Origin of the sequence: Bacillus sp. UNC438CL73TsuS30, assembly GCF_000482325.1 — a bacterium.
Taxonomy (GTDB): Bacteria; Bacillota; Bacilli; order Bacillales; family Cytobacillaceae; genus Neobacillus.
Window position 1 is genome coordinate 56,839 of record NZ_AXVA01000022.1, and the last position, 10,535, is coordinate 67,373.

Below are 10,535 nucleotides of genomic sequence, written 5' to 3' on the forward strand. Positions count from 1 at the left end.
CCTGATTTGTATAATTATTTAAAATTTTTATTCAATTCATGTATAATTATTTTTACAGTGTTAATTTTTTTATACATATATTTTGGAGGTTATCATGGTTTTTGACTTACCCATTTTAAATTGTAGGATGTTTGGCAGCACAACCAAATTAAAGTACGTATTTAAGGAAAATGGAGAATTTTTTTATAAACCATCGAATCAAACAAATAAACAACCGTGTCAAACTCTTTTTGAGGATGCCTCCATTGACGAACTGTTTAAAGCCTTTAAACGGTATACAGTTGTTGTGATCCTAAATCATGACAATCAGCCTGTTAATTGTATTACGTCATGGCAAATGATTGATTTTCTTCATCAGTCTTATAAACAATTAATGGCCTTTTATGAAACAGTCATTCAAACCTCGGATGTTTCCATTACAGTAATTGATAAGGACGAACGTGTTCGAACGTGGACAAGAGGTGCTGAGGAAATTTTTTCTGTTAAAGAACAAGAGATTCTCGGCAATCCAATAACGAATTATTTTGACCGCAATAAATTGGAAATCTTGCAAACGCTACATGAAGGGAGAAGAATCCAGGGACAACATCACCAGCCGAGGTCTGATTTATTTGTTCTTATCAACACAAACCCGGTTTACTACAACAACAGGATTATTGGAGCAGTTTGTTCAGAAACAGATATCACGAATCAAGTGGTTTTAAATGAAAAGTTATTTAACATGACCAGTGAAGTACAACGACTAGAGCAAGAAGTTGCCATGTATCGCGACCCGGATGATCCTTTTCTTTCAATTAAAGGAAGAAGTTCTGCACTGCAAAATACTATCCTACTGGCAAGAAAGGTTTGTTCCGTAAAATCTACCGTTCTAATATTGGGAGAAAGCGGTGTTGGGAAGGAAGTGTTTGCCAAAGCTATCCATAAAGCTAGTGAAGATGCAAAGGCCCCATTTATCTCTATTAACTGTGGTGCGATACCAGCTTCCCTATTTGAAAGTGAATTATTTGGATATGAACGTGGAGCATTCTCTGGTGCTGACCATCGGGGGAAAAAGGGAAAAATTGAACTGGCAAAAGGCGGCACCCTCTTCCTCGACGAGGTTGGTGAAATGCCGCTTGAAATGCAGGTGAAAATGCTAAGAGTGCTTCAAGAAAGGAAATTTTATCGAATCGGCGGTGAAAAGGAAATTGATGTTGATTTCCGAGTCATTGCAGCAACGAATCGTGATTTGAAGGAATTAATGAAAGAAGGTCAATTCCGCGAGGATTTATACTATCGTTTAAATGTTGTTAGCCTTTCGATCCCCCCTTTACGGGAACGACATGAAGATATAATTGAATTGACCCATTATTTTTTACAGGATTTTGCGCAACGTTATCGTCGACCAATTTATGAATTGTCAGCTGATGTCATTCAAGAAATGCTCCGATACGACTGGCCTGGAAATATCCGTGAACTTCGAAATGTGGCAGAACGTCTAGTTGTTTTTGCTACAGATGGTGTGATTAAGAAGGAATACCTGCCTTTTTCTTCAAATAATAAATGGATTCAACAACATGAGGAGATTCGTGACAATAATCTTCTTATCGAAAATGACGATACCATTTTATCGTTACAGGAAGAAATGGAACAGCATGAGAAAAAGGTTCTTGAAAAAGCTTTAAGGATTGTCAATGGGAATAAATTAGAATGTGCTAAACGGCTTGGGATTACAAGGGCTACGTTATACAATCGGCTAAAACGTCTTGGAATGGAGTAGTTTCCCCTCTATCTTGGTACGATTTTTGCATGGTATTTACATGTAGAAACCAAGGGGAGGAAAAGAAAAATGGTCAATAACGAGAATCTGATTATTTGTCGTTGTGAAGAAGTAACCTACGCTGAACTTCTGTCTACAGCAAATGAACATAAATGTACAGCAAGGGAATTGAAATTAAGAACACGAGCTGGGATGGGTTTCTGTGGAGGACGTACATGCAGACTATCTGTTGATCGAATCATTGAAAGTGTTGTCCCAAATACATCTCCGGGGGAAATTCCTTTGAAATATCAACCACCGGTACGTGCTGTGACCTTTGGAACGGTAGGTGAACGAAAATGACGAGAATTGTGAACCATCCTGTTTTAGGAAAATTGCATGATCGTGAAACCGTTCCATTTTTGTTTGATGGATCTACCTATGAAGCATATGAAAACGAAACAATCGCCGCAGCCCTTCTTGCAAACGGGATAAGAACATTACGGGTTCACGAGGAAAGCGGAACACCAAGAGGAATTTACTGTAATATCGGTCATTGCATGGAATGTCGTGTAAGGGTAAATGGACAAGCAAATGTGAGATCCTGCTTAACGGTTGTTGAAAAAGACATGGTGGTTGAGAGTGGTAAGCAACTTCCAAATATCGTCAAAAGGATGGTGGAGCAGCAATGAGAGACGTAATTATTATTGGAGCCGGTCCGGCAGGATTAGCAGGAGCAATTGCCTGTGCTGGTTATGGTCTGAACGTTACCATCCTTGATGAATTTATCAAACCTGGTGGCAGACTCCTTGGTCAGCTCCATCAAGAACCATCCGGTGAATGGTGGAATGGTATCAAAGAAGCTGTACGACTTCATCAAGAAGCGAAAAAATTATCGGTTGAGATTCGATGCGGTGTATCTGTTTATAACTTGGAAAAGGAAGACTTTCTTTGGAATGTTCATACAAATGCAGGAACATTCACTTCCACCCATGTACTTGTAGCAACTGGTGCAGCAGAGTATCCAATTCCTGTGCCAGGATGGACATTACCGGGGGTTATGTCCATCGGGGCAGCACAGGTAATGACAAATGTTCATCGGGTAGAGGTTGGTAAAAAAGGGATTATTATCGGAGCAAATATTTTAGCATTTGCGATTTTAAATGAATTACAGTTGGCTGGTATAAAAGTTGACCGGATTGTTCTCCCCGAAAAAAGTCCAATCAGCCAAAAATCAGGTGAGCCAGAAGAGGTTTTAAAATCGCTCTTGAATGCCGCACACCTTGCCCCTTCCCCCTTGCTGCGATTTGGGAGTAAATTTATGAAAAACGAGTCGATTCGTAAATTGGGGCTGCAATTTTATCCTAAAGGCGGAGTAAAGATAAACGGCACCCCGTTACAGCTTCGGAAAGCAGCAGTTGAAATTATTGGTAAGGATCAAGTGGAAGGCGTACGAGTTGCAGATGTAGACTCGACTGGTGCGGTTATTCCTGGTTCCGAAATGATATACGAGGCAGACTTTGTGTGTATTGCGGGCGGTTTATACCCGTTAGCAGAGCTTACTGCTGTTGCCGGATGTCCTTTTCATTATCTTCCAGAACTAGGAGGACATGTGCCAGTTCATTCTGAATGGATGGAGACGCCTCTTGCAGGGCTTTTTGTAGCAGGGAATATCACGGGGATTGAAAGTGGAAAAATCGCCATGGCTCAGGGAACAGTAGCAGGTTTGGCAATTGCAAAACGGGCTGGTAAAGGTTCTGGTAAGATTGAACAGCATTTGAAGAAAGCTATTCAAAATGTTCGTACTGTTAGACAACAAGCAGCAATCCAATTTAACCCAGAAATTGAGAATGGCAGACAGAAGTTGAAAGAAATTTGGGAGAACCAATATGAGATAAATAATGGCTCACCGAGAAAAGAAGAGATTGGATAAAAAAATTAACCAGCAGACAATCTCTCTGCTGGTTTATCTATTGATATTATCAAAAATGTTTATTAATTTTCTTTCCTACCTTAAACATGGATATAAGTAAATTTCTAGAGAAACAAAGTCCATATCTAATTTATACAACTCAATTGTTACTTATCAATGTTCTTTTATAGCACATTTAAAAATGTCTTAGCTTAAAAAGCATATTTAATAGCGCATGTTTTCACTTGAGAGTAAAAGTCCAATGCAGCCTGTCCCTGTTCTCTTGTATGCGAGCTGGAAGATTTCATCCCACCAAAAGGTGCTTGATACTCTACTCCCGCAGTCTCTTGATTTACTCGCACCATACCGATTTCAGCTTCTTCTAAAAAGCGCATGGCTTTTTCCATGTCATTTGTAAAGATAGAGGCACTCAATCCGTATTCTGATTGATTGCAAAGACGGACTGCTTCTTCGAAATTTTCCACTTCCACTACCGCTGCGACAGGTCCGAAAATTTCTTCTGTAAACAGCCTGTGAGAGGCACCCACTTTCCCAACAACTATAGGGCGGATATAATATCCTTGGTTTGATTGTTCTACAATTCCTTCCGCGATAATCTCACCTTCATTACGAGCCAAAGCAACGTATTCAGAGATTGTATCGAATTGTGATTTTGACGCAACCGGTCCTAAATAAGCATCGGCTTGCAACGCATCTTTAACAGTTAAATTAGATACTGCCGCACGTAAATGATTTATAAAATCACTGTAAATATCCTTTTCTACAATAATTCTGCTGGTTGCAGTACATTTTTGCCCAGCCGAACGAAAAGCTCCACTTAAGATCATTGGAATAGCTTTTTCAAGGTCAGCGTCCTTTAGTACGATAGCTGCATTTTTGCCGCCCATCTCTGTTTGATACTTAATATTACGTTTGGCACATGCTGATGCAATCTGCATTCCTGTAGAGGTGGAACCAGTGAAGCTGACTGCATCAATATCTCCCTCTTCCAGAAGTGTGTCCCCTATAGATCGGCCCTTGGCAATAACCAAATTCAGGACGCCCGCAGGAAGCCCGGCATCTTCAAATACCTCCATCAGAAGGCCGGCTGTAAAAACAGCATTATCTGCTGGTTTCCATACAATAGAATTCCCGCAAATAAGAGCAGGAGCAATCTTCCAAATAGGAATCGCAACCGGGAAATTCCAAGGAGTGATTAATGCTACAACTCCCAACGGCACCCGTTTGGAGTATTGAAGAACATGCTGATCGCTTGCTGGAACTAATTGACCATCAGGGCGTACTCCTTCTGCAGCATAATAACGTAATAGATTAACTCCACGCATCACTTCACCAATCATTTCGCTAATTGGCTTTCCCATTTCACGACTAGCCAAATTGGCCACTGTTTCTTTTGCTTTTTCAAGATTATCTGCCATTTTATATAAACAAGCCGCTCTTTCCACTCCTGTCTTCTGCTTCCAGGTTTTAAAACCTTCTCTGGCTGCAGAAACGGCCGCAGTTATTTGTTCTTGCGTGGAATAATGGATATCTCCAATTTTTTCATTAATATTTGATGGACTATACACACTTCTACCCTTTTCATTTAATTCATGCCATTGTCCACCTATATAGTTTTTTGTAATTAGATCCGTTTGAGTAATCATTTCTATCACACCTTTCCTTAAAATATAAGGGAGGAAATTAATCCCTCCCTTTCTGCATTATTAAATAAATGTCCTATTGAACCAATTGTTGAGCAGCTCGGTCGAATGCTTTTTTGACAGCTTCATAACTTTCATCAGTTAGAGGAAGGCGAGGAGGGCGAGTTGGACCCATAGGTTTGCCAACGAGCTCCATCATATATTTAATGGATTGAACCAATTGCGGATTAGCGTCAAATTCAAACAGTGGAAGAAAACGTCTATAAAGCTCTGTAGCTTCTTTTACCTTTCCTTCTCTAGCCAATCTGAACAATTCAACACCCTCTCTAGGGAAAGCATTTGGAACTCCAGCAATCCATCCTGTAGCGCCACACAAAGGCCCTTCCATCGCTAGGTTGTCCACTCCGATCAATACTTCCAAGTCCGTTTCTTCAAGGATTTTGTGAACGCGTCTAATGTCTCCAGAAAACTCTTTAACAGCTACCACATTTTCGAATTGAGCAATTTCATTTAATAAATCGGGAGTTAAATCCGTTGGATAATCCAGTGGATTGTTGTAAGCAATAATTGGGAGCCCAACACTTGAAAGGGCCTCATAGTGAGCCACAACCTCATTTCTTAATGGACGATAATTAATTGGTGGCAATGCCATGAGAGCATCTGCCCCGCAGTCTTTCGCATGCTGCGCCCAAGAAACTGCTTGCTTTGTAGAAGGAGCTCCTGTGCCAACTGTTACAGGTACGCGTTTATTAGCTGCTTTTACTACAGTTTCAACAACTTTTGCTCTCTCCTCAGTTGAAAGAGTTGCATATTCTCCTAAAGAGCCAACCGGTACTAGGCCGTCTACCCCTTCCTCAATTAGCCAGTTGCATAGTTCCTCCAGTTTTTGATAATCAACCTCATAATCATTTGTGAATGGTGTTACAATCGCCACATGGACTCCAGGAAATCTAATCATTTGTAGTGCTCCTCTCAATATTTTTTTAGATGAGTACCATCTTACCCTCAATAATGCAAAAGTCGTGCCAAGTTACTGAATAGTAAAAAAAGAGACTTCATTAGAAGCCCTTAGTCATTCTATATATTGATTAATAAGCGAAAAAAATAGCTTTTTTTCCATTCTAATTTCTTTGAAAAATTCCAAAATCGTAAATTTTTTTTAAAAAAGAAAGAAGGAGTGTAAATAAAATTTTACATTGTCAATTTTTCTATACACTATTTTGTAAAATATCTTTAAACTCGATAAAATCTACTAGAATTTCATACTTTTAAATTTGTAAACATGGACTAATTTTTTCAAAGTAAAATAAAAGAAACAAATATAATCTAATGCAGCTCTTATGAAAATTTATAAATAATCGGTTCTATAAAATAAATCCGTGATTACAAGACAAGAGATTTTTCACAGGTTCCTTTAGGTAGTGTCAAAGGTTCTCGTTTGCGATTTGTTTATTGCATCATCGTACATTCGACATTGAAAAGCATTGGCCTTTTGTGGATATGTTATGCCTTGTGTGGCATCCAATCACTGACTGCACTTATATATTTTAGTATTGGGTTAAGGAGCGGTTAATGTGAAAAGAGGTCAAGTTATATCCTTCCGTTTACCTTCGGATTCCCCTCACTATGTATTAAAGTATTGGGAAAATCTTAAGAAACTGGAGAAACGGAATTTTTCAAAAAAGATTGCTGAGCTATTGATTAAAGGAATTAATTCGAGTGATCCAGACGGAGTTATGATTCCTCAAACCGAACTCCATATTTCTCATCCAGAGACGATGGACAGTCCATATTGAGCTTAGGATAGTTTCATTTTTTACCTTAAAAGACGGAATGGTCCATCCATCTACTCAAATTTGCTTGTTGCAGTTACTCACAGGACCTTTCAATCTTCCTATTTAAGAATGGTATCATATTAATTAAAATGATTTGGGAGGGATAGGATGAAAACACTAGTAAAGGTGGTGGCTGCCATTATTGAAAATGAGCACGGTGAATTCTTATGTGCTCTTCGGTCACCTCAAATGTCGACCCCAAATATGTGGGAATTTCCAGGTGGGAAAGTAGAAGTAAATGAAGATATTTATACCGCCTTAAAAAGAGAAATTGCCGAGGAATTGGATTGCAGAATTGAAACAGCGAAAGAAATTTTTAATGACAGCACCCATGAATATGAAACAGTTATCGTAAATTTGCTATCGATTAAATGCAAAGTCGTGGAGGACTCCCCTACACCAAGAGAGCATTCTAAACTGAATTGGCTAAAAAGGGAAAATCTAGATTCATTGAAATGGGCACCTGCTGATATCCCCGCAGTACAGCAATTAATCCATGAAAAATAGTCTTCTTGTCATCGAAGACTATTTTTCACGTCAGATGCATTTTAACTAAACGTTTAATTAGTATATGCTAATTAGGGCAAAAGCATTATTCTATGGGAATGGCCGCTTTTAATCAAATGATTGATTAGTATATCCTAATCCTTCCCAATCCTCCGCGGCCGTATAACTAGTTCCCCGCCACAATTCGGGCAAATGCTACTCATCTCATTCGTACACTCTGGACAGAAAGTACATTCATAACTACAGATATAGGCTTCCCCTTCCTGCTGAACTGATTGATTGCATCTTTCACATACACTCCGCATTTCTAACGCCATCACAAATCCCTCCTATTTTACTAAATTTAAAAACCTTGGCCACGAAATATTCCGGCCGGTAACCACAACCGCTATCTTACGTTCCTTTAGTTCTATCCCTAATTGTTTCAATGCCGCTATCCCCGCTGTACCCGAGGGTTCCACAATGTATTGATGCTTCAACATTGATTTCATCGCTTCGATGATTTCTTCATCGGTTACAGTTAGAATTCGATCAATATGTTTATGGATAATCGGAAACGTTACCGTCTCCGGTTCAATTGGCCCGCTCAATCCCTCTGCAATTGAAGCCTGTAAATCAACTGGACAGACTTCACCATTTTGATGCCAGACAGCAAATGTTGGGCTGTTCTTGGTTTGAACACCCCAAACCTTAATATTTGGATTTATTGATTTAAGAGCAATACACAAACCAGCTGTGAGTCCCCCACCGCCTAAACAAGTAATGACGGTGTCAACATCGGTTAAGTCTTCTAAAATCTCTAAACCAATCGTTCCCCCTGCTTCAATCATGCTCCGATTATTATAAGCAGACACGAAAGTATAGCCAGTTTCTTTAGCAGCCTTTAAGGCCGACACCCTCGCTTCCTCAATCGAATCAAAGTAAGTTATCGTGGCCCCGTAGCTTTCCAATGCTTTTACTTTACTCTCATCTGCATCAAACGGTAAATAAATGCATGCAGGAACGTTCAATTTATGGGCAGCATAGGCCAAGCCGATTCCATGATTTCCGGCAGAAGGTGCAATCACTCCGATTTCACGATGATTTTTTTCTAAAGTTAACAGCTTATTGAAAGCCCCTCTTGCCTTGAAACTACCGGTTATCTGGAGGTTTTCCAGCTTTAAATAAATATCGTTATCATATAAACCACTAAGCTCCCCGTTGTATTCCAACGGTGTATGGCGGATGTAAGGCTTAATCCGACCATGGGCCTGGATTAGATGCTGTAATGTTATTAAGTTAGAATTCATTACGGTCAACTCCCTTATCACCATCTTACTTGGAAACACGAGTCAGGAGATAATACCATTAAGTTATATGGTCATAACCATTCATTATGACTATAGTTAACAGTTCAATAATGGAAGGTTTTGTAATACACTATGACTACCAATACTTTTCAAGGATTTGATCCGAATGTTTAAACTCGCTCAACTTCATTACTTTGTTACCATCGTTGAGGCAGGTAGTATGACTCAAGCGGCTAAAACTCTCTTTATCTCGCAGCCTGCCCTCTCAAAACAATTATCCTTGCTTGAAAAAGAACTAAATTGTGAGTTGTTCCAACGTAAAACGACCGGGATTGAGCTAACGAAAGCAGGCAAATTTTTTTATGACAAAGCCGTTATCATCCTAAGAGATGCAGAAAGTCTGGCCAAATCTATGGAGGCTTTCTCCCGTATAAATACAATTAAAATTGGGACACTTCCCAGTATCGGCAGCTATTTTTTGCCAAGCGTGATAAGTAAAATCGGTTCATCCTTTAAGGTAGAGTTAACGATAAAAGACACTACACAGGAATTAACCGACCTGTTGGATTCTGACTTTATTGATTTTGCCTATGTCCAGGACACTTGTAATCTTAAAAGTAATATAAAATGTAAAGAATTATTCTGGGAGCCATACGATGCAATACTCCCTAGATTACAGTCTAGTAAATCAACGATTACTTTAGCTGCGTTTCTACAACAGAACTTAATTCTTCATAAACATCCGTGTGATATCCGCATGTACTTTGAGAAATGTTGCAGGAATCAAAACCTGGATTTCAATGTAGCCATTGATCTTGAAGCCAACGAATCGATTATTCCTTTTGTTAGCAAGGGTATTGGCTCTTCCATCTTGCCTAGAATGGTAACCAGCCAAATCCGAGACAATTCTATTAAAATTGTTCAACTTGAAGAGGAGAAACTGAAAAGGCGTGTGGATTTTTTATATAAACCGATGTTGAAAAAGATTGCCTTGAAATTGATTGCTTACTCGCTTGAATCTTCTTTCATTTAACCAAATGGGCCCGCCTTTTACAAAAAATGTTAGAATAATTCGCCTAAAAAGCAAGAATTATAGGAGAGATAATGTAATGATAAAAGGTCTATATGAGGCACATTTACCAGTTAGCAATTTACAACAATCAATTGAATTTTATCAAAAATTAGGTCTAAAACTTTATAAAAGATATGATAAAGTTGCTTTCTTTTGGATTGAAGAAGGCAAAAGCTGGATTGGATTATGGGAAGGTTCAGAATCAAAAATTCCTTATCATGTATCGTTGAGGCATATAGCATTTTATGTTGAATTAGAAGACATAAAGAATGCTAAGACTTGGTTAAAAGAACGTGGAATTGAGGTAAAGGAAGAGTTTGGTAAAGAACCAAACGAACCCATTGTTGTTCCTACTCAAGCTCACGCAATGATTTACTTTGACGACCCTGATGGAAACAGTTTGGAGTTTATTACAAGATTACCCAGAGAAATTGATCAATCTGAAAAAATATATTTAAGTGAGTGGGAGAAGCTATACTTATAACTCTCTTTAATATGTGGGATTTCAGCAATTGGTT

The 10,535-nt window shown here is 38.9% G+C and carries 12 protein-coding genes; 8 read left to right on the forward strand and 4 right to left on the reverse strand.

The genetic code is table 11. The features are described 5' to 3' along the window. The first annotated feature begins 127 nt into the window (after positions 1–127). The 4 genes from M028_RS0109425 (at position 128) to M028_RS0109440 (ending at position 3,671) form a co-directional block, all read left to right on the forward strand. Complete coding sequence (locus M028_RS0109425) at positions 128–1,759, forward strand: sigma-54 interaction domain-containing protein (RefSeq protein ID WP_442852780.1); 1,632 nt, start codon at positions 128–130, stop codon at positions 1,757–1,759. Positions 1,760–1,828: 69 nt separating this feature from the next. Further along, positions 1,829–2,101, forward strand: a complete 273-nt coding sequence (locus M028_RS0109430; protein ID WP_026573705.1) for a (2Fe-2S)-binding protein — start codon at positions 1,829–1,831, stop codon at positions 2,099–2,101. Continuing rightward, positions 2,098–2,430, forward strand: coding sequence for a (2Fe-2S)-binding protein (locus M028_RS0109435; protein ID WP_026573706.1), 333 nt, complete (start codon positions 2,098–2,100; stop codon positions 2,428–2,430). The genes M028_RS0109430 and M028_RS0109435 overlap by 4 nt, the downstream gene beginning before the upstream one ends. Continuing rightward, a complete protein-coding gene (locus M028_RS0109440; protein WP_026573707.1) occupies positions 2,427–3,671 on the forward strand; it encodes an NAD(P)/FAD-dependent oxidoreductase in 1,245 nt (414 codons plus the stop codon). Before M028_RS0109435 ends, M028_RS0109440 begins: the two co-directional genes overlap by 4 nt. Positions 3,672–3,862: 191 nt before the next feature. Here the strand turns inward: M028_RS0109440 and M028_RS0109445 are convergent, their stop codons facing one another. Together M028_RS0109445 and dapA are read right to left on the reverse strand one after the other, a co-directional pair. Beyond that, positions 3,863–5,317: an aldehyde dehydrogenase family protein gene (locus M028_RS0109445; protein WP_026573708.1), complete on the reverse strand. Its 1,455-nt coding sequence runs from the start codon at positions 5,315–5,317 to the stop codon at positions 3,863–3,865. A gap of 73 nt (positions 5,318–5,390) precedes the next feature. Further along, complete coding sequence (gene dapA / locus M028_RS0109450) at positions 5,391–6,272, reverse strand: 4-hydroxy-tetrahydrodipicolinate synthase (protein WP_026573709.1); 882 nt, start codon at positions 6,270–6,272, stop codon at positions 5,391–5,393. A gap of 616 nt (positions 6,273–6,888) precedes the next feature. Here dapA and M028_RS0109455 point away from each other — a divergent pair. Both M028_RS0109455 and M028_RS0109460 read left to right on the forward strand, forming a co-directional pair. After that, complete coding sequence (locus tag M028_RS0109455) at positions 6,889–7,110, forward strand: hypothetical protein (protein ID WP_026573710.1); 222 nt, start codon at positions 6,889–6,891, stop codon at positions 7,108–7,110. 147 nt (positions 7,111–7,257) lie between these two features. Beyond that, on the forward strand, positions 7,258–7,656 hold the full coding sequence (locus M028_RS0109460) for a (deoxy)nucleoside triphosphate pyrophosphohydrolase (RefSeq protein WP_026573711.1): 399 nt from the start codon (positions 7,258–7,260) through the stop codon (positions 7,654–7,656). A gap of 134 nt (positions 7,657–7,790) precedes the next feature. On the opposite strand, the gene M028_RS0109465 is transcribed toward M028_RS0109460, so the two are convergent. Then, entirely contained in the window at positions 7,791–7,973 is a 183-nt protein-coding gene (locus M028_RS0109465; RefSeq protein WP_026573712.1) for a DUF1272 domain-containing protein, read from the reverse strand. A gap of 12 nt (positions 7,974–7,985) precedes the next feature. Next, positions 7,986–8,945, reverse strand: coding sequence for a threonine ammonia-lyase (locus M028_RS0109470; protein WP_081810702.1), 960 nt, complete (start codon positions 8,943–8,945; stop codon positions 7,986–7,988). 166 nt (positions 8,946–9,111) lie between these two features. On the opposite strand from M028_RS0109470, the gene M028_RS0109475 reads away from it, so the two are divergent. After that, positions 9,112–9,978, forward strand: coding sequence for a LysR family transcriptional regulator (locus tag M028_RS0109475; protein ID WP_026573714.1), 867 nt, complete (start codon positions 9,112–9,114; stop codon positions 9,976–9,978). Between the two features lie 76 nt (positions 9,979–10,054). After that, complete coding sequence (locus tag M028_RS0109480) at positions 10,055–10,501, forward strand: VOC family protein (protein ID WP_026573715.1); 447 nt, start codon at positions 10,055–10,057, stop codon at positions 10,499–10,501. Positions 10,502–10,535 lie beyond the last annotated feature (34 nt).